Origin of the sequence: Paenibacillus sp. TAB_01 (assembly GCF_043945595.1) — a bacterium.
Lineage (GTDB): Bacteria > Bacillota > Bacilli > Paenibacillales > NBRC-103111 > Paenibacillus_S.
Genome location: NZ_JBIFNP010000001.1, coordinates 872,087 through 896,583, shown reverse-complemented (window position 1 = coordinate 896,583; position 24,497 = coordinate 872,087). Strand labels below are relative to the sequence as shown.

At 53.1% G+C, this 24,497-nt stretch carries 17 protein-coding genes and 4 pseudogenes; 4 read left to right on the top strand and 17 right to left on the bottom strand.

Annotated features, from left to right (window positions below):
* Positions 1–127: 127 nt before the first annotated feature.
* Positions 128–955 (top strand): aldo/keto reductase, encoded by an 828-nt coding sequence (locus ACHHV8_RS04370; protein WP_395157096.1) that lies wholly within the window; start codon positions 128–130, stop codon positions 953–955.
* Between the two features lie 212 nt (positions 956–1,167).
* The gene (gerQ, locus tag ACHHV8_RS04365; RefSeq protein ID WP_395157094.1) at positions 1,168–1,602 is read left to right on the top strand and encodes a spore coat protein GerQ; all 435 of its coding nucleotides are present in this window, start codon (positions 1,168–1,170) and stop codon (positions 1,600–1,602) included.
* A gap of 310 nt (positions 1,603–1,912) precedes the next feature.
* Here gerQ and ACHHV8_RS04360 read toward each other — a convergent pair.
* Together ACHHV8_RS04360 and ACHHV8_RS04355 are read right to left on the bottom strand one after the other, a co-directional pair.
* Positions 1,913–3,309 (bottom strand): annotated as a pseudogene (locus ACHHV8_RS04360) (IS1182 family transposase).
* A gap of 69 nt (positions 3,310–3,378) precedes the next feature.
* Positions 3,379–4,257, bottom strand: coding sequence for a hypothetical protein (locus ACHHV8_RS04355; RefSeq protein ID WP_395157092.1), 879 nt, complete (start codon positions 4,255–4,257; stop codon positions 3,379–3,381).
* 234 nt (positions 4,258–4,491) lie between these two features.
* Between ACHHV8_RS04355 and ACHHV8_RS04350 the strand changes: the two genes are divergently transcribed.
* Entirely contained in the window at positions 4,492–4,620 is a 129-nt protein-coding gene (locus tag ACHHV8_RS04350; protein WP_395157090.1) for a hypothetical protein, read from the top strand.
* Positions 4,569–4,988 (top strand): annotated as a pseudogene (locus ACHHV8_RS36785) (transposase); the annotation flags it as partial. The gene ACHHV8_RS04350 and the pseudogene ACHHV8_RS36785, both read left to right, overlap by 52 nt.
* 179 nt (positions 4,989–5,167) lie before the next feature.
* On the opposite strand, the pseudogene ACHHV8_RS04335 reads toward ACHHV8_RS36785, so the two are convergent.
* The 15 genes and pseudogenes from ACHHV8_RS04335 to ACHHV8_RS04265 all read right to left on the bottom strand — a co-directional run.
* Positions 5,168–6,469 (bottom strand): annotated as a pseudogene (locus ACHHV8_RS04335) (glycoside hydrolase family 28 protein); the annotation flags it as partial.
* A 28-nt stretch (positions 6,470–6,497) separates the two neighbouring features.
* A complete protein-coding gene (locus tag ACHHV8_RS04330) occupies positions 6,498–6,746 on the bottom strand; it encodes a glycosyl hydrolase family 28-related protein (protein WP_395157088.1) in 249 nt (82 codons plus the stop codon).
* Positions 6,747–6,813: 67 nt separating this feature from the next.
* Entirely contained in the window at positions 6,814–7,470 is a 657-nt protein-coding gene (locus ACHHV8_RS04325) for a hypothetical protein (RefSeq protein ID WP_395157086.1), read from the bottom strand.
* Positions 7,471–7,519: 49 nt separating this feature from the next.
* Positions 7,520–8,929, bottom strand: coding sequence for a glycoside hydrolase family 28 protein (locus tag ACHHV8_RS04320; protein ID WP_395157084.1), 1,410 nt, complete (start codon positions 8,927–8,929; stop codon positions 7,520–7,522).
* Positions 8,930–9,220: 291 nt separating this feature from the next.
* On the bottom strand, positions 9,221–11,041 hold the full coding sequence (locus tag ACHHV8_RS04315) for a glycoside hydrolase family 88/105 protein (RefSeq protein WP_395157082.1): 1,821 nt from the start codon (positions 11,039–11,041) through the stop codon (positions 9,221–9,223).
* Positions 11,022–11,414: a hypothetical protein gene (locus ACHHV8_RS04310; protein ID WP_395157080.1), complete on the bottom strand. Its 393-nt coding sequence runs from the start codon at positions 11,412–11,414 to the stop codon at positions 11,022–11,024. The genes ACHHV8_RS04315 and ACHHV8_RS04310 overlap by 20 nt, the downstream gene beginning before the upstream one ends.
* Positions 11,415–11,544: 130 nt before the next feature.
* On the bottom strand, positions 11,545–13,101 hold the full coding sequence (locus ACHHV8_RS04305) for an extracellular solute-binding protein (protein ID WP_395157078.1): 1,557 nt from the start codon (positions 13,099–13,101) through the stop codon (positions 11,545–11,547).
* Between the two features lie 293 nt (positions 13,102–13,394).
* The gene (locus ACHHV8_RS04300; RefSeq protein ID WP_395157076.1) at positions 13,395–14,468 is read right to left on the bottom strand and encodes an AraC family transcriptional regulator; all 1,074 of its coding nucleotides are present in this window, start codon (positions 14,466–14,468) and stop codon (positions 13,395–13,397) included.
* Positions 14,377–15,759 carry a HAMP domain-containing protein gene (locus ACHHV8_RS04295; protein ID WP_395157074.1) on the bottom strand — a complete coding sequence of 461 codons (1,383 nt, stop codon included), beginning with the start codon at positions 15,757–15,759 and terminating at the stop codon, positions 14,377–14,379. The genes ACHHV8_RS04300 and ACHHV8_RS04295 overlap by 92 nt, the downstream gene beginning before the upstream one ends.
* A gap of 109 nt (positions 15,760–15,868) precedes the next feature.
* On the bottom strand, positions 15,869–16,735 hold the full coding sequence (locus ACHHV8_RS04290; protein ID WP_395157072.1) for a carbohydrate ABC transporter permease: 867 nt from the start codon (positions 16,733–16,735) through the stop codon (positions 15,869–15,871).
* Between the two features lie 12 nt (positions 16,736–16,747).
* Positions 16,748–17,725 carry an ABC transporter permease gene (locus tag ACHHV8_RS04285; protein ID WP_395157070.1) on the bottom strand — a complete coding sequence of 326 codons (978 nt, stop codon included), beginning with the start codon at positions 17,723–17,725 and terminating at the stop codon, positions 16,748–16,750.
* 398 nt (positions 17,726–18,123) lie between these two features.
* Positions 18,124–20,817 (bottom strand): glycosyl hydrolase, encoded by a 2,694-nt coding sequence (locus ACHHV8_RS04280; protein WP_395157068.1) that lies wholly within the window; start codon positions 20,815–20,817, stop codon positions 18,124–18,126.
* Complete coding sequence (locus tag ACHHV8_RS04275) at positions 20,753–21,430, bottom strand: hypothetical protein (RefSeq protein ID WP_395157066.1); 678 nt, start codon at positions 21,428–21,430, stop codon at positions 20,753–20,755. Before ACHHV8_RS04275 ends, ACHHV8_RS04280 begins: the two co-directional genes overlap by 65 nt.
* 585 nt (positions 21,431–22,015) lie before the next feature.
* A pseudogene (locus ACHHV8_RS04270) lies at positions 22,016–23,162 on the bottom strand (Gfo/Idh/MocA family protein).
* A 313-nt stretch (positions 23,163–23,475) separates the two neighbouring features.
* A complete protein-coding gene (locus ACHHV8_RS04265) occupies positions 23,476–24,393 on the bottom strand; it encodes a hypothetical protein (RefSeq protein WP_395163417.1) in 918 nt (305 codons plus the stop codon).
* Positions 24,394–24,497: the final 104 nt, after the last annotated feature.

The following is a 24,497-nucleotide window of genomic DNA, read 5'->3' as shown; positions in this document are numbered from 1 at the left end:
AATGCCTGCCGTTCCAGGGCAAAACCATGCCCGACACGCCTTCCGGCCAGCCATTTTATTCCTATAGGTTAACATGGTATGATAAAAGGGAACCATAAACTTACATATGAATCGTAGGAGGAACCAAATGACTCAGCATATTGCCGATACAACTGTACTGCACAACGGAGTAAAGATGCCTTGGCTCGGACTTGGCGTCTGGCAAACGAAGGACGGTGACGAAGTCATCCGTTCCGTCAAAGCAGCCATCCAGGCCGGCTACCGCAGCATCGATACCGCCGCGGCCTACAACAACGAGAGCGGCGTAGGCGCTGCCATTAAGGAAAGCGGCGTCTCCCGCGACGAATTGTTCATTACAACTAAAGTATGGAATGCGGATCAAGGCTACGACTCCACTTTGCGCGCTTTTGAAGAAAGCCGCCGTAAGCTCGGTCTGGATGTGATCGACCTGTATTTGATTCACTGGCCGGTGAAAGGCAAGTATAAAGATACATGGCGCGCGCTGGAGAAGCTGTACCGGGACGGCGCCGTCCGCGCCATCGGCGTAAGCAACTTCCAGGTGCATCACCTTGAGGATGTGCTGTCGGGCAGCGAAATCGTACCGATGGTGAACCAGGTGGAGTGCCATCCGCGCTTGACGCAGCAGGAGCTGCGCAGCTTCTGCAAATCGCATCAAATCCAGCTGGAAGCATGGAGTCCCTTAATGCAGGGCAACCTGGACATCCCGGTTTTGACGGAGCTCGCTGCCAAATACGGCAAATCCCCCGCTCAAATTATTTTGCGCTGGGACCTGCAGAACGGCATCGTGACCATCCCTAAATCCGTTACCGAATCGCGGATCCGCGAGAACGGCAATGTATTTGACTTTACCTTGTCCGACGAGGACATCGCTAAGCTGGATGCACTGAATGAAAACCACCGGTTCGGTCCCGATCCGGACAATTTCAACTTCTAACCCGGCTTACAATAACATATTCGTCATGCAAAAGCTGCCGCCCGGCGGCTTTTTGCTTTTTGACCGGCCCCCTCCTGGGAACGTCAGAAAATACAAGCCCCGATAAAAAGCTTGGCTTTTCTTCGTCCAAGAGTGATAAATGTCCAAGCCAACATAATAGGTATAAGTGTAGGCATCATTTATTCATTCGATCGAAGGAGGAATTTCCAAACATGACGAACATTCCATACCGACAGTCAGGGACACCCGGCTACGGTTATCCAGGGTATCCGCCTCAGGCCGGCGGGCAGTATCCGCAGCAGTACGTCCCCCAAACGCAGCCGCCGCAGGTGCCAAGCGGCTCCTACATTACTCCGCAGGGCGGCACCTTGTCCCAGCTCCCTCTGGAGCAATCGTTCATTGAGAATATTTTGCGCCTCAATCTGGGGAAAACAGGCACGTTCTACATGACCTACGAGAATAACAGCGAATGGAACGCCAAAATATTTAAAGGCCGCATTGAAGCGGCGGGACGCGATCATATCATTATCAGCGATCCGAATACGGGTATGCGCTATCTGTTACTGATGGTGAATCTCGATTATGTCACCTTCGATGAAGAGCTGAAGTATTCTTATCCTTATGCGGGGCAGCCGATGCCCAGATAAGTTGCGGGCCGGGCAGCAGCCGGTCCGGATCCGCCATGGCCCGTCCTAGTCCGAGCGGAAGCAAGTCATACTTAAATCGTCATCCTGATTTATCATCCATAATCCCGCAAGGCCCGGGGAGCGGTTGAGCCCGGCGCCATACGGACATCTTTTCTAATGGAGGCGCGGAAGCTTCTTCAATAAAAGAGGGTGTCCCAAAAGTAGGAATCAAAACTTGAGGGACACGCTAAATTCGCAAGTTCAATACGTATTTTCAAACAATAAAGGAGCTAGGCGACTTGTATCTGCCTCGCTCCTTTATTTTTGGCGTCTACCGACGCTTCTTCAGCAGGTTATGGGCAAAAAGCCACCCGACCTCCAGGCTAACTTTAAATAGCCCTCGAAGCAGGAAACGTTTGAACCCGCGGTTGTTCTTGATATCTCCAAATACAGGCTCCGGTTCGATCATACGTCGAACGGCTAACGCGTAACCGTTTCCGATAATGACGATATTCGATCTCATATCCACTTTCTGTTGTTTCCTTGCTGACTCTCCGAAAATGAAGCATGTGTCCCGCCGCACACGTCCTCGCATCTGCTTCGGCGTCATACCTCCAGTTGTCGATCTTGCTCAGAACCGTTTGCCATGCTTTGCTTTTTTCACGATGATAGGTGCTGTATTTAACAACGGCTTCAATTCTATTTTTCTCTAAATAATTGTAGTTTTTTTCACCACCGTATCCGGCGTCTGCAATAACCGTGCCCGACAGCTTTCCCAGCTGTGACTTTACCTTTTCGAGATGGGGAATGAGGCAACGTGTATCTGTAGGCCGCTGATGCACACTATAACCGAGGATGATTGATTTTCCGTGCCCATTTGCACATTGTAACCCGGCTTTAGCTGGCGTTTCGCATGTGGTCTTCCTTCATCCGAATAAATGTAGCATCTTTGTCGGTTTTACTGTAACTGTTTCGATTTCCTAAAATGTCTTCCTGTGTTTCGTATTTTTGAAGACGAGGGAGAAGGTCTTTTCGGAGGGTGCGCGCGGCTTTCTTCAATGGCTTATCTTTCGGTTTCTCCTGCAGTCTTTCTTCCAGTTTCTTGACCGCAAGCTCCAGTTTTTCGCTCGTGATCCCCGAGGACTCGCCTAACTCGGGGAGATCCCGACCGTCGTGTGCTTGATCTTCTTGTTTTTCAGCTTCTTCGATGGTGGCAAACAGAGCCTGTACTTTTTCCTGGAGCTTGACCTTATGCTTCTGGGTGGATTTTTTCCAGACGAAGGTATTCCGGTTAGCATTGGCTTCGATTTTGGTTCCATCGACAAAGTAGTGTTCAAGCTGTACATAGTTTTCGTCAGTGAGAAATTGAAGAACCGCAGTAAATACGGTCTCCAAGACGGCTTTCATACGTTCGGAACGAAACCGGTTCAGGGTACGAAAGTCTGGACGCTGCCTGCCCGCGATCCACATAAACATGATGTTCTCACGAACCGCTTTGGCGATCTGACGGGAGGAGTAAATTCGCTGGGTGTAGGCATAGATGATCACTTTAGTGAGCATTTTCGGATGATAGCTGTGTCGGCCACCTCCGGGATAGGCCGCGTCGAAGATACGATCATCGGGACGATTCACGGCGGCGTTTATAACACGCACGAGATGATTCGAAGGAATATCTTCTTCTAAATCCATTGGCAGGCAAAGTTGATCCATGTTATATTGAATGTACAAAGTTGAAAAGAGGGTGTCCTTGGCCATTTTCGTGGCTTTTGGGACATCCTCTTTCCGATAGAAGTCGTGTTAATTAATATCAATCGACCAATCACCGTCCGCCTGGACACTTATTGCATAAGGCCCAGCATCATTAATTGATTGAGCCTTAGATCCTTCATAATTTCCAATCTCATTTACAAGTAGATTCCTACCGTTAAGCATCACGACAAAATTACTAGAACCAGAATGGTTAAAGGTAAATTTGGTAAGTTTCTTCTGAAGGTTTACAAATACAACATCATCGCCACTCCCCTTTAGAGAAGTAGGTGCATTTGGAACTTCGCTTGGAATAACTTGAGATAAACTTAGATTCCACTTCCCATCGGCTGATACGTTAAATAAATAGTCACCACTCTTTGGGATCAGTGCAAGTGTCTTGCCTTTATAATTTCCGATTTCATTAACTAACAGCTTTTTAGTGCCACCTGAACTATCCATAAATTGCAAAGCAAAGTTTGAGTTGCCGGTATGACTTCCATCAACTACTACGAATCCCGCCTTTAATGTGAATGGGTCAGTAGCAGTATTCCCTTTGCCAGAGACAACAATTGGTTTTCTGGCTTCTTCCTCGGCTTTTGCTTTGGCCTCTGCCTCTGCCTTTGCTTTAGCGTCTGCTTCTGCTTTAGCTTTTGCATCTGCTTCTGCTTTAGCTTTTGCGTCTGCTTCTGCCTTTAATTTATTCTCATCTGGTGCTTGTGCCTTAGTATCGATAGTTGCTGTTACAGGCGCAGATGATTGACTCGGTTGCTGATCTTTACTTCCTGCCATATTTCCAATTACCATAAGTAAAGCAATTACTGCCCAAATACCACCAAGTGTTTTTCCCAGCCCTTTTAGTTTTTTCCACCTCACAAAAATCATTACGTATGGAACGAACAACCACCCTAAAAATCTTAAAAATGACATTGCGATCCTCCTTAGGTCCTATGAATAATGAATAAAATGGGACGAATAGGAGAATTGTACCATGAACGGTAGCCAATTTATATAACTTATTTCAATCATATCCAAACTCATCAATGTCAGAATTTCACTAATATAAACACAAACATCCCTCAATCCGATAAGGAAAGTGGTACTATCCAAAAAAACCTTCTTGGTATCATGGAGGCTTGAGTGCCACTTGGAGGGGATATTTTTATGGCTAAAAAGATAGATATTCCAAACGTATTACGTAAAATTATAGTAATTAAGAAAAACCGTCAGGGGAGTTTAGCGATCACAACAGTTATTCCAAAACCGATCCAGATGCCACATTTATGCGGATGAAGGAAAACCATTTGAAAGATGGCTAACTGAAACTGGGCTACCTACAATGTGCAAATGGGGACCAATAACCAGTTTGTTTTACAGTCTCCATCAACGTCTACGGAGACACGCTGCTTCATTCCGCATCTGGAGCGATTGGCGGCATCTTCTTACACGGGAATACAATCTGTGAAGAGTTAAAAGCAAAGGCCAGAGGTGCCCTTGAGGATGATGAGAAATCTGTCATCTATGCTCGGCGCAAAGTCGAGGTAGAAAGCCTGTTTGGTCACATCAAGGGCAACCGATCGTTCCGACGTTTTTCTTTGCAAGGCCTCGGAAAGGTTCATACGGAGTTTGAGATTGTAGCCTTGGCCCACAACCTACTAAAAGTGGCAGGCATTCGCCACGCTACCTTCCTGCATAAGCAAGTACACAAAAAGGCTGGACGGAAAACCTTGCGTTTTCTCGCCCAACCTTTTATTTTCGGACTTATTGGACATCCCCTTGTACCACAGCTTTGTTGACCACTGCTCCGGCATGTCTCAACGGACGGTTAGCCGACCTCCGCTTAGGCTTGGCCCGGCGGACGGTTAGCGGTCGTGAAATAATCCGGCTTCGAGCCGTCTGCAAACGACACGGCCCGTCTTGCTTTGGAGAAGTCGTTACCGACGATAAACAGACCGTTCGGGTCCACTGCATCCAGCGCGAGGAACACATCGGTTCCCGCCTCCGCCTTGCAATGCTCGACAGACAGCTCCTGCACCTGCTTCAACTCGATAGCAGTGCGGCTGCTGTGAGCGGGAGACGGCGCTCCGCGGAAGCTTTTGACTGCCAGTCGCTCGATATGCTCGCCGTATACGGCGTTAGACCAATGCGGGTTCGGCTCCCCGTCCCATACCAGCTCGACATCGTCCAGCGTGACGTTCTTCGCATAGCGGCAAAATACAGCCGGGATATGATGCGGAAATACGCCCCGCTCCGACGGCTGGGTATCGAACAAGCCGCCGGGATAGCCGCTGATCCGGCGCATCGCAAGCTTCAGGCCGCGGATCGAAATATTTTCGATGACGCTTTCCTCGGAGCCCTCCAAATAAACGCCGCCTTCCGATTCCACCTGAATATGATCGAAGCGGATGTTGCGGATCTTGCCCGGTGCCCGTTCCGCTCCTTTGCGGCGCTCCGCCGTGATGAAGATCGGCTCGCCTTTGCCCCACCAGCGCAGCTCCCGTTTCGTCTCCTCTTCGTCACTGAACAGGCGGGTCTCCACGGTAATGTTGGAGAACAAAATATTTTCGACCGTAGCGCCGTCGCGCACCCACAGCCCCATCCCCCGGTTCGAATTGCGGATCACGCAGTTCGTCACCGTAATATTGCGGATATCGCCGTGCGTCTCCGTTCCGATCTTGATCGCGGAGTCGTGGGAAGTCAGCGTGCAGTTGGTCACGGTAATATTCTCGCAGGCGCCGTAGCGCTCGGCTCCGTATTTCGTCGTCTTCACGACGATGCAGTCATCGCCCGTTTCAATGTGGCAGTTCGAAATATGCACGTCCTTGCAGCTGTCCGGATCGATGCCGTCATTGTTCGGGCCGCGCTGCTGGCCGAGAATTTTGATCGCATCGACATTAACCCGGCTGCAGCCGGTCATATGCAAGCCCCAGGAAGACGCGCGGTACAGCGTCACATCGCGGAACAATACGTCCGTGCAGCCCTCGAAGTCGATCAGCTTCGGACGGAAGCCGCCAAGCGGCAGCAGCACATAATCGCTGACGCCGTCCTCCGGCTCGAGGAAATGCTCTCCGCGACCGTCAATCGTTCCCAGGCCGGTAATGGACACCTTGTCCGCATGGCGGGCGCAGATCAGCGCGCTGGCGCCCTGCCCCTCGCTTAAGTTCTGCGCGTCAGGTCACTTCCGAGAGGGGAACTCCGAAATCCTGTTCCTCCATGCTGCTCACAATTCTGGCCGCAGCATCCAGATGCAGATTCACGTTGGATTTCAGCAGCAGCGTCCCCGATAAATATTCCCCTTTAGGGACAAGCACCGTGCCGCCCCCCTGCTCGAAGCAGCTGTCGATCGCCGCTTGAATGCTTTTCGTATCCTTGGTTACCGCGTCGCCCGCAGCACCGAAATCGCGTATGTTGAATACCATTCCTATCATTTCCTCCCTCATGCTTCTGGTGAATAGGGGCTGCTGCAAAATGCAGAGCACAGCCTGCCTACTTGTCCCCGCAGTACAGCGTAAACATCGGATCGATATGCTTGAAATACAAATGTCCGTCTCCCCATGGCTTGAAATGCAAGTCCATCCGGGAATCTTCCCAATTCTCCGGGGTGCCTTTGGTCTGCAGCTTCTTCGGAGCCGGCGGCTCTTCAATGACCTTGGGAAACTCCTGATAGCCGAACATCAGATTGTCGTGCAGAGCGATAATCTCGTATTTATCCCCGAGGAACGCCCTCTCTTCCTGCAGCTGGTAGTGATAATAAATATAACTGCTGACCATCTCAGGCTTCAGGTGAGCCACCCGGCCCGCTCGCCGCTCGACAGGCTCCTTGCGCAACCAATGCTCATAGCTGACCGGCTCGTTAAAATGAAATACGTCGATCATCGGCATCCATTTGCGCTTCTCCGCTTTGCCCGGCCAATCTTCCAATAACGGCTCCGCCGAGCGGAACAGCTCGTCCGGATCAATATCCGAATGAATACACTCATAATACAAAAACACATGGTTCAGCCATTTGTACGCGGCTATCGTCATGATGTCTCCCTGATCTACCCTCTGCCGCACAACCGAGGATACATCGGCCAGCAGGCTAGCCGCCCCCGCCTCGGCCTGTCCTTCCTTCCACTGTGCCCGATAAATCATCCGTTTCATGCGAAAACGCCTCCTTCCTGTCTTCTGGATTATTTTCTCAAAATCCGGCTCAGCTCTCAAGCTTCGGCAGCTCGACATTTGAGCAATGCTCTATCTTAGGCAGCTCTCCGTCCCGCGTCCTGAGCACGACATTGTCCATCGTCCAATCGGCCGCATGGGCAATGGCCCCTGCCGTATCCGTCTCTATCGTAATATTCCGCCAGCGGATATCGCGGATCGGCTTCTCCGGATAAGCCTCGACGTCGAACGCCCTGGAAAAGCTCTGCTTCGGATGCAGCTGCGCGCTGGAAGCCTGATCTTCCGAATCGCTGTGATCCTCGTCGGTACGGGAAAAGCTTTTGACGACAATATTGCTGATGTCGATGTTCCTGAATTCCGGGATGCCCCGCTCCGGCGGCTGTACCTGCTCCGCCATTACCTTCCAGTGGTCGGGAATCTCCCCCTTGTAGTCTTCCGGCACCGACGCGTAGCTGTAGCTCGGGTTCCAGTTCAGCTGGAAGCTGAACGGATTGGGCACATCGATCATTTCGATGTCGTGCACCCGGATATCCTCGATCAATCCGCCGCGCGTACGTGCAGATTTGAGGCGCAGGCCGTTGCCTGTCCCTACGGCTTTGATGTTATAAATCTCGACGTCGCGGATGCCGCCGGACGTTTCGCTGCCAAGCGTAATGCCGCCGCCGCGGCCCGTTTCACAATCACGGATGACGATATGCTCGGAAGGCCGGTTGACGCGCAAGCCGTCTGCATCCCGTCCCGATTTAATGCACAGATTGTCATCGTTGCAGTCGATATAGCAGTGCTCCACGAGCACGTTGCTGGACGAATCGATGTCGATGCCATCCGAGCTCGGACCGTAATTTTGCCGGATTTGCAATCCGCTTACCCGCACCCGGTCCGAATAGCAGATGTGCACGTTCCAGAACGGCGAGCGGATCAGCGTGAACTGCTCCAGCTCGACATGCGACGCGTTCATGACCAGCACGTTTCTCGGGCGCTTGCAGTCGTAATCGACCGCCCAGCGCAAGCCCTGTGCCGTATAATCCTTGCGCATGCCGCCAAGCCGATCTTCGCCCCAATATTTGTGCCACCAATACTCCCCTTGGCCGTCGATCAGCCCCGGTTCGGTAATGCTGGCATGGTGCTGGCCGCAGATATTGATAACCGCGCTGTGCCAAAGCATCTCGATGCCGGCTACCCGGGGCCAAATTTCCGGGTACGCCGTTTCATCGACCGCCGCGCGCAGCTCGACGCCTTCCGACAGATGCAGTTCGACGTGGGATTTCAAAAAAATCGCCCCGGTCAAATAAGCGCCCGGCTCGAAACCGACACGTCCGCCTCCCGCCGCGGCCGCTTCGTCGATCGCCTGCTGAATGGCCGCCGTAGACAGCGTTACGCCGTCCAGCCTCGCACCGTAGGCATTGGCTGTATACTGCTTCCGATTTGCGTTAGCATTCATCCTAAACTCCCCTTGTCCTGTTATGTAAGGCCGTTGACACCGGACCGCTTTCGCCGGAACCCAACGCCTTCCCCCTCTTTCGTCGATCCTATATGATAAAACCGTCTATCGATGTCTTTTCAAAGATATTCGTTCGCCTTCCACTCTTACCTATGCGGTAAAAAAGCAGAAGACCATGCTTTTGGCCCGATCGCCAAAAGCATAGTCCGCCGATTTCACTGCCAAGCCTTTAATCCTTCCGGCCCGCAGCGAGAATGCGAAGGATCCAAGCCGGGCAGATCCACAGTCCGCTTAGACTGCAGCTGCGACCGTCTTCCCTGCGGCCAGATAGCGCTCCAGCTGAAGCACCTCGATACCGGCCAGCAGCACGATGCCGATGCCGTGCGTATCGTTAAGCAGCCAGGACAGGTCATCCTTATAGTAGCCTACGCTGTAGGAATAGCCGGAGCCGCGGCAGACGCCGTAGACGTTGCCGAATTTATCGATCGAAATGCGGGCCATGCCGCCCCAGCCTTTGTGGATAGCCGCGATATACTTCTCCGTATCCGCAATCCATCCGTATCTTATCCCGCGTGCAAAAGCATACAGGAACATCGAGGTGCACGACGTTTCCTCATACGATTCCGGCTCGGTCAGTACCTGATGCCAGAGGCCGTTCTCGCCCTGCAGACGGAGATAGCCCTCGCTCAACTCGTTGAAGAACTGCAGCAGCTCGCTGCGCTGCGCATGCTGCTCCGGAAGCACCGCCAGCAGCTCGGACAAGGAGAACAGCACCCAGCCGTTGCCGCGGCCCCAAGCGATTTTGGTCGGCTTATCGATGCCGAAATCGTACACGTGGGACATAATTTCCAGCTCAGGGATATACAAGCGCTTCTTGAATTGAATAAACTGGTTCGCCGCATCCTCAAGGTAATGAATTTCTCCTGTCCGCTGGTAGCAGCGGCACAGGTACGGCACGCTCATATACAAGTCGTCGCACCACAGCGTCGCATTCGGGAAGTCGACATGGCGCGGCTTCCGGTACAGCGCGCCTTCCGGCAGACGCTCCTGCTTGCCGCCGATATAGTCCGCAATTACATCGGCGATCCGCTCCGCGCCTTGCAGCGGGTGCCCCTGCAGAGCAAGCAGCATAGTCGCTCCGAACGATCCGCAATCGTCGAGGCTGTCCAGCGTCGCCAGCGTGTTCAAGACGCCCGAAGCGCCGTACTGCTCTTTATCCCATTTGGCATAGGTGTATAGACGCGTGCAAGTTTCAATATGGCTGTAAACATATTGCAGCAGATCGTCACGGCCCAGCAGCTTACCTGTCTGCAGCATGCCGTACAAGGTGACGCCAAGCGGATAATTCCACTTGCCGAACAGCGCGTTCTCCGTGAACGGCCTTACCCATGTGTTCGGCTGATCCAGGCGCCAGAACGTGCCGCCTTCCTGCGTCTCCACCAAGGACCGCAGCGAACCGCTATCAACAACCGGCATTTCCTCGTCCGCCGCAAACGGCCCCAAATAAAGCCATGTATCCCTTGCGCCGAGAACCGGGTAAGGCTCCGTGAACTGAATGCCGGCAGGTGCGGCATCCAGCTGGAAGCCTGCGCCTTCGGCGCCCCCGAAGCTTTGCACGACGAGATCGTGCTCGCCGTAAGACAAGCTGAGCGCAACACGGAAAGCTCCCGGCTGCTCAATTGCGGCTTGGAGCTGACCGTCAACATAAACGGCCAGCTTCGCAGCCGCCGTGCCCGTAAGCTCTACGCTGCGGAGCTCCTGGGCGAACGAGCGAAGCTTCGTCCAAGCCAAGGCATAGCGGCCTTCGAGCCCGCCGAAGATGCGGGCGACCGGGTTACCCGCCAGCTGCTCCCCGCTCCACTCCAGCTTCGGATACCACGTAACGCCGTGATCCGCCTCCGAGCTGCCTTCACCCGGCAGCTCGCTCCATACTTGCTCCTGCGGATCGGAGTAGATCCAGCCCTCATGGCCGAAACGCTCCGGCGAAGGCGCAAGAAAATGGACAGGATTGCTCTTGAAGGAGCCCGGTCCGAGGGAGCCTCCGCAGCCCGCTTCCGTTTTGGTAAACTGGAATACGAGATGATTCCACCCTTTATGCATCGGAATCGTCACGACTGTTCTGCGCTTCGGATTCAGCTCGTCCGCGATATTCGCTTTGTAAATGCGTTCTCCGTTGGCATACAGGATCAGAACGACCGTAGCAGTACAAAATAAAATTGAGCGGCTGCTCCACATCGCTCCAATATTTGCACCAGGCATATACGATTTGCCCGTTGCGCAGCCCGGGGAACCGCTCCGTTAAATTAAAATCATAGCTGTAATCGTGCTTTTTCAAAATACCGTCTGCGCAAAAAGCCCGGTAAGCCATCGGATGCGGAGGATTATTTCCTACGTACCGGTCGGCTACCGTGGCCAAAATTTCACTGACGCGGTCTCCGCATTTCGCGAAGATGCTTTCGTTGATATCGATATAACGCTCGCTCATGGTTGTCTTCCTCCCCAATCTACAAGTCCGGCGGTAGTTCCGCGGCCCGGCTCTTTTATCTACGTCCCAATTAGTAAAGAGGCGGAGTCTCCCCGCCCCTTTCTCTAAAAACACCTATTTTGCAACGCTATTATTTCGCTGCGCCGCCGCTGCGTTTTTGGTAAGCATCCGTCATTTCCTGGCTCATTTTCGTCAAATCCGGATCCGTTTTCGCTTTAGCTACGAAATCGTCCCAAGCGGTAATCGGCTCGCGGCCCAAAATGATTTTCGTTTTCAAATCCTGTACCTTTTTCTCGAACTCAGGCAGCAGCTTTTGCGCTGTCGGCGAGTACAGACCGATACTGATGTCCGCTACGCTCGTTTTGGCGCGCTCATCCTGAATTTTGGTGAACAGATCGTTCGCCTCTTTAGGGAAATATACTTTTGTAGAGCTTGCATACGGATCGGCAACATAAACGATTTGGTTAAAGTCAGGACCGTTGTCTTTAGCCAGCTGCTCGGTGTTGATGACTTTTTGGCCGTCTTTGACCGTGTAGTCTACGCCTTCCATACCGTATTGCTGAATAGCGAATACATCGTCATTCATCCAAGTGTCGACCATTTTCAAGATACGTTTCATTTTTGCTTCAGGAACGGATTTAGGAATCGAAAGCATACCGGAGAAACCAGGACCTTTCGGATTGTAACCGTTCAGGTTCGTAAGCGGATAGAAGTCTGTCGGCTTCATGTTCGGATCGATAGCTTTCAATTTCTCGTAATAATCGTTCATCGTACCGGCTTTATCCATTACGATTCCGGCTTTGCCGCCTTTAAACAAGTCCGAAGCCTGGCTCAGCTTCAAGGAAGCGAAGTCTTCAGGAAGCAGCTTTTCTTTGTACATTTTTGTCAGGTACTCAAGCGATTTGCGTGTTTCCGGAAGCAGGGCCGTATTGACAATTTTGCCGTCAACCAGCTTCCACTTGTCGTTCTTTACGGTAGCGCCGGTAAAGCTGTTCTCAATAGTGCCCAGCGTTCCCATATCGCTCGGCGGATTCATATAGGCAGCCAATGGAACGGTATCGTTCTTGCCGTTTTTATCCGGATCCTTCTCGGCAAAAGCTTTCATGACATCGTACAACTCGTCGGTTGTCGTCGGAACCTTCAAGCCGAGGTTGTCGAGCCAATCTTTACGTACGATCAGGAAGGAATCCGCTTCGGCCGGACGCGGACGCGGAATACCGTAGTTTTTGCCGTCCTGCATTTTGGTCAAATCCCATGCCGTTTTGGAAATTTTGGAATTCAGGTTCGGATAATCCTTAATATAAGGCGTCAAATCCCAGAAAGCGCCTTGGGTAACCGCGTTGCGGAATACCGAGGTGAACGGATCGCTGATCATGATCAAATCGGGAATATCCCCGGAAGCCAGCGTAACGTTCAGCTTGTCCGTATAGTTGTTGCCGGATACCCATTGAATTTTCATTTTGGAATTTGTAGCTTTTTCAATTGCCTGTTTGATCTTATTATCATCTGCCGGAGGGGACGGGGTGAGCAAAATCGTCATGACGCTAAGCTCCAACGGGCTGTCTTCGCCTGCCGCCGCATTTCCTCCCGCATTATTTTTGTTGCCGCATGCCGCTACGACACTGGAAAGCGCCAGCATAAGAACAAGCGAACCCATGACCGCTTTCTTGCTTTTTTTCTGTTTCATTAGTGATCCTCCCTTGTTTGTCGGTACCGGTTGTACCTCTTGTATCGATCGTTCAAAGAGCTGTGCGGATAAAATGCGATGCGCCGGAATCATGATGAATAATAGCAAACGCTTTCGCTTCCTCGGAGCGAATTGTTCCTCTCCGGTTCTATCCGTGTAAGCTCCTGATCGAGCTCAAGGTTGACTTTAGTACATCCGGGTTTGATCCACAATCGTACTTTTTTGTAGCCCCGAACTGGCTCCATTGGACTATATTGCAGCCTTGCACTTCGATGCACAAGGCCGCAAAACCCTTATTCCGCGCGGTTTAGCTCGCGAAATTGACTTGGCGTGATGCCTTCGTACTTTTTAAACAGCCGGTTAAAATAGCTGTGCTGATAGCCTACCGAATCGGCGATTTCGTTGATCTTCATATCGGTCTCCATCAGCAGCGTCTTCGCGTTATTGATCCGGATGTTCGTCAAGAAATCGATGAAATTGATGCCTGTAATTTGCTTGAACGCCCGGCTTAAAGTATAGGGACTCGTACCGAACAAGTCCGCGCACGATTCCAGCGACAGCGGCGTCATATACTGCTCGCGCAGGTAAACGATCACCTGCTCGATAATTTGCTTGAAATGGTAATCCTGCCGGCTGATCATCTCCTGTACGAACACGGCGATGACCTTATGCTGGAACCATTTGAGCATTTCCTCCGGCTCTTTGATCTGGGCCAGCTGCTCAAACAAGTTCACGCTGCCGAACAGCTGCACCGGATTCATGCCGGACTGCAGGGACGCGTACCGGATGCTGCCGAGCAATTGGAGCATGCCCTGCTGGAGCATAAACTCCGTCGATCCGTTGGCGGACAGCTCGTCCATAAACTGCTTGATCAGGTCGACAGCATCCGTTTCCTGCCCGTTGCGGATAGCGTTAATAATTTCTTTATCCAATGTGAACGGATAGCTGCTTTCCTTCAACACGTTCAGCTTGGACAGCTGCTCCGTCTTAATAATCTGATTTTCATCCAACAGGTCTCGATATACCAACGCTTGTCTCACTTCCTCGAACAGATGCGGAATTTGCTTCACGCTGTGGATCCATTTACTGATCGATATCGTTACCTGCATTTTGAGGATACGGTTGATCGCCCGGGTGGCCTCCTGGCATACCTGCTCCAAGTCCTCCTCCAGCCATTTCTCCGGATGGGACAACGGGAACGAGAGCAGCACCCCGATCGAAAAGTTATGAAAATTAATCATTTCGGCCTGCTCGTATTGATTCTTGATCAGCTCGTCAATGATATTGGAGGCCGCGAAGGTAACGAGATTCTCGTCTCCCGCCGTGAACCTTCCTTCCAGGTTGGAAAAGCCGGTTAATTGGAACATAAGAGCGACGAACTGCCGGTTCGTCCGTCTCCCAGCCGTAACGCTTCATTCGCTCCTTGATGTCGTTCTCCTGAAGCGAGATCAGGTAGCCCTGCACCAGCTGAAGGAAAAATCCTTCGCGCAGCAGCGGCATCTGCTCGTCAAGCTTGTAGCGCATCGATTCGCGCTCCTTGGACAGATGCTGCCACTGCTTCTCGATCAGGGCGAACTCATCCTTGACCTCATCGTTCTTCTCCCCGGCAAGCAGGGTCACGAGACGCTGTACCGGCGAGTAAATACGGCGGGAAACGAACCACGATAACAGCAGGGCGAAGAGAAGCCCGCTGACGCTGATCACCAGAATCCATTTGGAGATCGCGATGACCGGGGCCGTAATCGAGCTGAGCGGCGCTGCCGAAATATAGACCCAAGACTGGCCGAGACGGCTGAAATGCCCGTACGATACCGAATAGGAAACTTTATTATATTCATAAAGAAACGATTCCGGCTTCGTATTCTGCTCGAACGCATCGCCCGGCTCCGCCTGCCTATGCTTGAGATATTCCTGTCTGATCGCCCGATCCAGCGCCGAACCTTCCGGACCGCTGCTGGACAGCTCCCAGTCCCCGGATTCGCTGAACAGCTGGGTAACCCCTTCGTCGTAAGGCGTGAGCGTCTTTAGCAGCTTCAGCAGATTATTTTGATTCAGCGTAGCGATAATCGCGCCGAACGGCTCGCTGCTCCCGCCAGGAATTTTGTTCACGATAGAAATGTCCTGCTGTTTGCTTGCCGTGGGATTCGGGTTTGTCCAGAACATCGACTTCTCGTGCTTCAGCAGCACTTCGTAGGACTCGATATCCGACAGCTCGCTTAGAAATCTGTAGCGTTCCGTCGTAAATACCAAGGGGCGCGGCTTGTCCAGAAACAGCTCCACCTTCTGCAGCAGCGGATGCGAGCTCTCCAGCGTCAGGAGCGTCCGGTACATATCCTGCACGGTATCGTAGTTGTAACCGAAATTAATCGTTTTCAGCTTTTCATCGAATTTGGAGTCGAATGCCCAATGGGATACGGTCATTTCCAGAAAGGCGAGCTGCTCGTCAATATTGGCGGCCCGGTTCTTGATCTGGTTCTGATGCAGCCGCTGCAGCTCCTCCTCAATGTTGTTCGTCGCAATCCAATAAATGCTGAAGCCGATAATAAGTCCGGGAATGCTGGCCATGATCAGAATCATCGCCAGGCTTTTACGGAAGAAACGTTTGTTATATTTATATTTCTGAATATAGCCCATCCACGATTTGAAAACGCCGGCCAAGATGCTCACCTTCCAAAAAATCGATTTTTTACACGATTCGACATCTTGTGCTGAAATCCCTTTTCAGCCTGACCGCTGCGCCTTCCCGCTTCGAGGATGGGCAGCGTGCTTACCCTTTAACCGAGCCTACCATAGCCCCTTTGGCAAAGTGCTTCTGCAAGAAAGGATAAACCAGCAAGATCGGAACCGTCGCTACGATAACCGCGGCCATTTTCAAGGTTTCCGTAGGCGGCGCCACGGTCGTCGCATCCATCCGGAGGTCGGCATTGTTCGCATTGAGCAGAATGTTCTGAAGCATAACCTGCAGCGGCCATTTGGTAGCATCGTTAATATAAATAAGTGCGTTGAAGAATTGATTCCAGTAAGCTACCGCGTAAAACAGCCCGAATGCGGCCAAGGACGGCAGCGACAGCGGCAAAATAATACGGAAAAACGTAGACAAATCGTTGCAGCCGTCCATCGATGCGGATTCTTCAAGCTCCGCCGGGATGCTGTCGAAGAAGCCTTTCATCAAGATGACGTTCCAGCCGCTCGCCAGCGCCGGCAAAATCAGAGACCACAGGCTGTCGATCAGCTTCAGCTCACGGATAAGCATGTAATTCGGAATCATGCCCGGATTGAACAGGATGGTCAGCAAAATCCCCAGCAGGGCGATCTGTCTGCCGCGCAGTCTTTTTCGCGACAGGGAGTAAGCCAATGAAGCGGTGACCACAAGACTTAACGCTGTGCCGACAAGCGTGATGTATACGCTGACGCCGATCGATCTCGGGAACGCCCCTGTCGCCATCAGAAATTTATACGATTCCAGTGACCATGTTTCCGGAAACAGCACGAAGCTTTTTCTCAAATATTCCGTCGGATCGGTAAAAGAAACAACGAACACGTAGTAGAGCGGGAAAAAGGTGACGATCCCGACCAGTCCGAGCAGTGCAATGTTGAATACGTTAAACAGACGGTTTCCCAGTCCTAGTTTCATATGATCCCCTCCTTAATATACGCCTTCTTCTCCCATTTTTTTAGCAATCCAGTTGGCCAGAACGACCAGCGCCAGACCGACAATGGATTTAAACAAGCCTGCGGCAGTACTGTAGCTGAACTCGCCCTGCTGAATACCGACGCGGTATACGTAGGTATCGAACACTTCCGCCACTTGGGAAACAGCGCCGTTGTACATCAGGAAGACCTGCTCGAAGCCGACGTCCAGCATATGGCCCAAGCGCAAAATAAGCAGTGTAATAATGACGTTGCGGATAGCCGGCAGGGTAATGTTCCACATTTGACGCAGACGTCCCGCACCGTCGATTTTGGCGGCTTCATAGACGCCCGGATCAATGCTGGCCATCGCCGCAAGGAACAGAATCGTGCCCCAGCCGCATTCTTTCCAGATCGACTGCATCGTCAGCATAATCCAGAACGTATCGGGATTCGTCAGAAAGTCGACTCTTGCCAGGCCGATGCCTTCAAACAGCTTATTCACCAGGCCTTCGCCTTTGGCAAACAGCAGGAACGTCAACCCGGAAATAATAACCCAGGACAGAAAGTGCGGCATATAGACGATCGATTGAATGACCCGCTGGTACAAGACGCTGCGCAGCTCGTTAAGAAGCAGTGACAGCACGATCGGCAGCGGGAAAAAGAGTATGAGGCTCATCAAATTAATCGCCATCGTATTGCGGAACAGCAGCAAGAAGTCCGGGTTGGAGAAGAAGCGTTCGAAATGCTCCAGCCCGATCCATTCACTGCCGGTAATGCCCGCAAACGGAGAATAATTTTGGAACGAAATCACAACGCCCCACATCGGGACAAATTTGAAAATAAGAAAAAACAACACGCCGGGCAGCGCCAGCAGATACAAGTACTTGTCGCGCCGTAGATCCCTGAATAGCCCTCCTTTTTGACGGCCTTGGGACTTTGCGGAATTACCGGAAGCCGTGCGCTCTGGTTGTACTAATGCCATCCTCTCCATTCCCCTTCCTAAGTTTCATTTCATGATTTCATGAATGCGTGATTCGAGTATGAGGCGGTGAACATCACCTGTTCGTTTTATCAACTTAATTCAAATTGAAGCGGTTGACAATCGTACATTATTGTCGAAGGCAGCGGCAAATTTGTCGAAGCCTTACCGGGGCTTTCGACTATTTTGCCGATTGAGACTATTATGCAAAGCAGGGTTAAAGCCGTGCCGGTCCTGGGTTTGCGAGTTCTAAGGCGGGGATATGAAAACCCCACAAAGTGGGGCCTATGCTTCGAAGCGGACTCAGGTACTTTGCGGGGACCCCGAAAATTTATAAAGTCTGGCTTGTTAAAAAAAGAGACAGCGCGCATGCTTTGCGCGCTGTCTCCGTCTATTAATAATCCTGCAGCCTATTGTCGGATCGCTGCCGCCGCTGTACTTACCGGCTTCAGCTCATGCTTGGCGTAATCGAAATATTTGCCTTCCAGGAGACCGATCAAAGTATTGGTCACCCGAACCTCGATCCGGTTCGCGCCTTCACGCAGAAGCGAGGCGGAGCCGCCGAAGCGGTAAGGCATCCAGGTGCGGGCTCCGAGCGACTGGCCGTTCACCAGCACCTCGGCCACTTCGTGGAACTGTGCATCCAATCCTTGGAAGGTCAGCTCGAAGCGGTCCGCTGCCGGTAAAGTCTCCAGCTGCAGCTCGCGGCTGAACGAAATCGTGCCGGCAAAGTACGGATACCCGGCGTAAGGACCTGCCGTAAGCGGCTGCTCCTGCACCACAGGACGCGTCAATACGGGACGCTGTGCGGCATCGAAGCCGACCTGGAACGTACCGGTGACGTACAGTGCATCGATCAAGCCGTTCCAGTCGTGCGCGATCTCCACGTCAACGGCGATCTCGTTCACGCCCTCGCGGATGTAGGAAGTAATATCGCAGCCTACGTTCATGTAATCGTACAGGAAGCTCCGTGCAAAATCCGCTTGCTGCAGGCGATGGCCGTTGACCGTAATCGAGCCGCTGCCGGATACCGCTCCCTGATCCATGACCAGGCGGACTTTGTCCAGCGGCTGCTCCACCGTCAGCGTCGTCGTGTAACGGGCCTGCAGCGGATACGATAAGCTGATTCGCATCGGCGTGCCGAACAGCTGGCTCATCTTCACCGGCAGCTGTGTCGACGAGGCAAGGTCGGCGCATTGATCGATGAAGGTTTTCACCTGCACGAGCGGCGCCTCGCCGTCCGCTGCATCCTGCGGCCCGTTCACGCCTTGAACGGACAGCTGGAATGCGTCCAGCCGCACCGAGTTGTCCTGTTCCGTCTGCATCGTCCACAAGACGGACTCCGACGCGTCGACTGTGAGGCTCCACGGCTTCTGCGGAGCGGCCGCAACGGCTTCCGACGCCGCCTTGCGCGTCACCCGGAACAGTCTGGACTCGAATGAGCCCAGCGGTACCGGCAGGCTCCACGCGGCTTCGCCTTCCTTCGCCGCTTCCACAGCCGTCTCGTCTCCGCGGTCCAGCGACAGCTCGGCAAATTCAAACGCATAGGCGCCGCCGGCCGTTTCTCCCCACAGCGCTTCGGAAATGCGCACGTTGATATCCCGCGGCGCTTCCTCCTGGTTGCTGACGAACACAAGGAACGTGTCCGCATCGATCCGGCGCGTCTGCGTCAGCAGGCTCCGTCCGCCGTAAGCCGGCTGCAGCTTCACGGTCAGCGGCTGCAGCTCTTCAAGCAGCGCGGACATGCTGCCAAGCACTTTGTCCGCATCGGCCGACGCTGCAAACGGCAGATGGTAGGCGTTCGCCGCGCCCTTGGACCATGTCAGCGGCGCTTCGCCGGCCGCGCTCCAGAACGCTTCGCCGGCGCCTTGCGGCAAACCGAAAGCATGACCTGCCGCGGCGGCATCCCAGCCATTCGGATCGATTACTTGATAAGGCAGCTGTCCCATGCTAATCACGGTTCCGCCCTGCGCGAGGAATGTCTGCAGCTTCGCCCAGGCATCGCTTTCCAGATTCGTCATCGGAGGCAAAATGATGACCGAATAACCTGCGTTACCAAGGGACAGATTGCCGTTCTCCACGTCGGCCTCGGCCAGCAGACCCGCATCCAAATGATCGTAGTCTCGGCCAATGTACGTCAGTTCATTGCAGATGCGCGTCCACCACGCTTTGAGATCGTCCAGCTTCCGCTTGTCCTCGGTCTGATTGCCGCCGTAATCGAAATGGTGGAACGGATTGCCCATATGAGCCCACAAGGAAGTCGTCGGCTGAACCACGGCCACCTTGATTTCCGCCTGCCCGCAGCTCATCACATAGCTGATGCGTCCCACATAGTCGCCCAGCTGCTTGAAGTGCGGCCAGTACGGATTTTGCAAAAATTGCGAAGGCGGTGCATCATGCTTCATTAAAGCATCCAATGTATAGAAAAAGGCATGGAAATTAAAGAAGTTCGTTCCTTGAGCCGCCATGCGGTCAATCATCCACTTCGCATCCTGGAGCGTCATCGACCAGCCGACGCTGTGGAAGCATTCGATCAGATTACGCTCCCTGCCTAACTGGCGGGCGATGGAGCTGACCATTTTGGCGCTGCTGCGGAAGCTTTCCGCCTGATTGTTCAAGATCCAGTCCAGGGAACGACCGAGCTTCTCGTGCGCCGTATCCCCTCCCGGCACATGGCTGTACAGCTGCGTCGTATGCCGTACCGACGGCACCTCCGTCACGTATTTCAGCCCGTTCTGCTCGCACCAGTCATGCACCTGTTTATGGTAAGCGTCGAGCAGCAGCAAATGAATCGCCTGATAATAGTCGTAACGAATTTTCGCGGCATCGTCCGCTTCCTCGTACAGCAGCGCATGCAGATGATCCCGCAGGTCATAGCCGTGCTGCTCGATGAAAAACTCGGACAGCTTCGGCGACCATGGCATCTTGCCCAAGAGACCGATTTCATCGGTGAACATCCCTTTGATCGTGTTGCCGAAATATTCTCCGAAATGCTGGGCATATTTATCATGCGTCAGCCGGATAAAGGTAGCCATCGCCTCATGGTTGCACGGGTCGACGAACGTCCCGTAATATTTGAAATCCTCGATTTCTTTTTCCTGCATGATCAATACTTCCCACTCGCCTGCAGGCGCGGTCGCATTCGATCTTCTGCACGGTGCGGTACGTAAAGAACCGCTTCTGGTTATAAGCCGTCAAGCCGGCCTTCTGAAAAATCGGCTCCGCCTGGTAGTTCCCGATGGCGGAACGGACATCCACCGCTTCCTTCCACAGCTTGTCCCCCGACGGGGAAACTGGAATCGCTTTCGCATACAAAATGCGCGCCCAAGGCAGCTCCACCGACAGGTGCTCGCCTCCCTGAACCCGCTCAGCCCGGTGCGTAAGCGTATAGTGCTTCGCTTCTGGGTGCTCCAGCGTCACTTCGCCGCCCGCAATCCCGCTCGGATACGGATATTCATCGTAGAGCCATACATTTAAATTCCGGCGCTGCGCCGCTTCGACCGCTACGCGTACTTTGTCGAACCAGGCATCGGATAAATAAGGCACTTCCAGTCCTTGTCTTGCGCAGACGAAAAATCCGCCCAAACCTTTATCTGCCATTTCGTCGATTTGATAACGGATTTGATCGTCATCCATCTCCCCGTTCCAAAACCAAAACGGATGAATACGGTAAGTCGCATCGGGATTCTGAAACGACTGCATAGTAAACTCGGCCATCTGGGTGAAACCTCCTTGGCATATCAAATTTACCTTACTATATAGGAAAATAGGTTAGCAGGACAATCGTATTATTTTGACCGGGGCAAAAAATCGGTTTGCGACAATTTTGCACAGTTAGCACATCCTTGCAGAAGACGGGGAAAATGCCGCTGCAGGCGGGCTTGCGAGGGCTGTTCGATGATTTCAAGGCGTTTCGTGCAGATTGGCTGGCATGCTTAACGCTGAAATAGCCCCGCATATGCGGGGCGCCTAGGCTGTGGAGAAACATGCCTTAAGTGAAAAATGAGAGCACAGACGCAGGAGGCCACTGAAAAAGTCATCGCTACGAGTACGGAACATTCTTCCGATCGCTGTTGTCCCTGGATTTCTTTGATTATCTTCCGCTTGTAGCGGTTGAAATCCAAGGACAAAGGCGAACGCTTTCGCTTCTACAGAACGATTCCGTGCTCTCCGCTAGTTTTTCAGTGGCCTCCAGACGCAGGTGGGGTATCTTCTGGAGGAGGATACCCCACCGGAGTCCCCCACTATCTGAGGGTTTCTCAACAAGCTCGCCGTTGGAATGATCCTACATGCAAGCTGCCGTCAGCTCGGAACGGAAACCCATTTCCGCTCCCGCGCGCTCTCCAGAATCGCTTCGATCAGCACCATAATCCGGTGCCCTTCCGCCAAGGTGGCGAAGGAGCTTTTGAAGCGGGGGTTCAGCACCTTTTGGTAAAAATCGCTGCACAAATTTTTCAATCCGTCAGGCCACCCTTCCTGGTGACCGCCAGGATAATGGGCCAGCGCCGCCGATTTGGCCAGCAGTAGCTCCGGATCACGTACCAGCTCCTCATTGGACTGCTCGCGCCGGCCGACCCAGAGCTGATTGGGTGACTCCTGATCCCATGCAAAGGAGGCGCTGTCCGTCGAGATTTCGAAGTGCAGATGATTTTTGCGCCCGGCAGCCACTTGGGAAACCGTGAACACTCCTTGTATGCCGCCCTCCATATGAATAAGCACGCTCGCGTAATCCTCCGTCGTGATCCTGGACCTCCTCGCGCTCCGTCTCCTCCTCGAACGCGGCAAACGTTTGAGCGCCTTCAGCGGGCTTTAAACGGATCGGATGGACGATTTTGAAATCGGCCATGACTTCGGTAATCCTCCGCTTCAGCACATATTGTATCGTATCGCACCAATGCGACCCGATATCCGCAATCGCTCTCGAAGGGCCGTTCACCTCCGTCTCCAGCCTCCAGCTGTAATCGGTATCCAGCAGCAGCCAGTCCTGCAAATACCCGCCGTACACCAGATTCACCCTGCCCTGATCCTCCGTATGCAGCATTTCCCTCACCTGCGATACCATCGGGTAATGCCGGTAATTAAAGCAGACGCCGCTGATCACGTCCGCCTCGGCGGCAAGCTTCATCAGCTCCGACGTCTGGCTGCTGTCGACCGCGAGCGGTTTTTCGGATAATAGATGCTTTCCGGCCAAAAGCGCCTTGCGGTTCACTTCATAATGCAGCGCATTCGGCGTGCAGTTATGAACCGCCCGGATCTCCGGGTCAGCGAGCAGCTCGTCCGCCGAAGCGTAAGCCATCGGAATGTTGTGCTTTCGCGCAGCTTCCCTGCTCTTCTGCTCCGAGCTTCCTGCGATTCCCCATACCTCAACCAGAGGTATTCTTCTCAATGCTTCGATGTGAGCCTGCGCCGAAAAGCCTGTCCCCACAATGCCTACCTTGATCGTATTCATCACGAACGCCTCCTTTTCCCGTTCATTACCCTGTTCAGGATCGCTGTAACCACAAGCATGGAGCAGGGAACGGGCGGACTCGGGAGAGGTACACGCCAAAGAACGGCTACCGGGCAGGGAGGCGACTGAAAAACTAGCGGAGAGTGCGGAATCGTTCTGTAGAAGCGAATGCGTTCGCCTTTGTCCTTGGATTTCAACCGTTACAAGCTGGATATAATCAAAGAGATCCTGGGACAACAGCGATCGGAAGAATGTTCCGTACTCGGAGCGATGCCTTTTTCAGTGGCCTCCGGGCAGGAGCCGTTTCTTTTTCTCATAAACCATTCATTTTTCGCGGAGATGCTCCGCGGCCGGAAGCAGAGCTTTTCCCGAAAAGGGCCGCTCTAGGCACGCTGCGAAGCACAATCACTCCTGCCGCTAAGGATGCCAGGAAACAGCCGCTCACAAGAAGCGTAATACCGGACAGCTCCAGAACAGACCGTCCAAGATAGGTCTGCCACCCCATAGCCAATAAGCCAAGCAGGAAAGCTAGGCCTGCCGCATGAACGCCGAGCATCTGCACCCTCGCAGCCAGCGAAGCCCGCCCCGCCAGCCAACCGACAACCGGCAGTGCTTGCAGAGCATGGAAACCAAGGCCGTGCAGCCAAATGATGTTGCCGTGATCGCCGACGATCCTGCCTTGATTCTCCGAAATCCAGATCCCCGCTGCAAAGGAAATCACAATCGCGATCATCGCATAACGAATGCCCACAGTCAGCTCCGGATGAAGCGTATACACCTGTCTGCGGAAGTATTGCGCCGCCAGAAACAAGTAGAATAAAATCAACAGCAGGGCTACAAAAGCGAATACCGAACCGACCGTTACATCAAAGGGTGTCCCGCCCTTCACGAACCGCGGATTGACGCCCCGGAAATTTTGTACCGTTTCGGCAAAGTAGGAATAAAGCGCAAGCATAATATAAGACCAGCGGAAAACCGCTTTGCGCTTCCTGCCCATCAACGATTGCGGAACAATCGCCGCCGTCGAAAGCAGAAATAATCCGAGCGCCGCATTAAATGACACGGCATTGGCGATATTTCCTTTGGGCGAAACGTCCGCCCCGTACATCCATACCCAAGCCTGGCACAGCAGCGCAAGCACAAACCCGAGAATCGCGGTCAGCACCAGCGCCCGCTCTCCCTCAAACATGTTTCCTTTAGCTGCTTCTCTTCTTCTCATTGTCCGCATCATCGTATCCCCCGCATCCATTTCCATTGTGTCGCTCACTGTGTTCCATTGTACCGCCAGGAAATTTTTGCAAACACATGCTCAGGCCCAGACCTTAGTCCGGACCT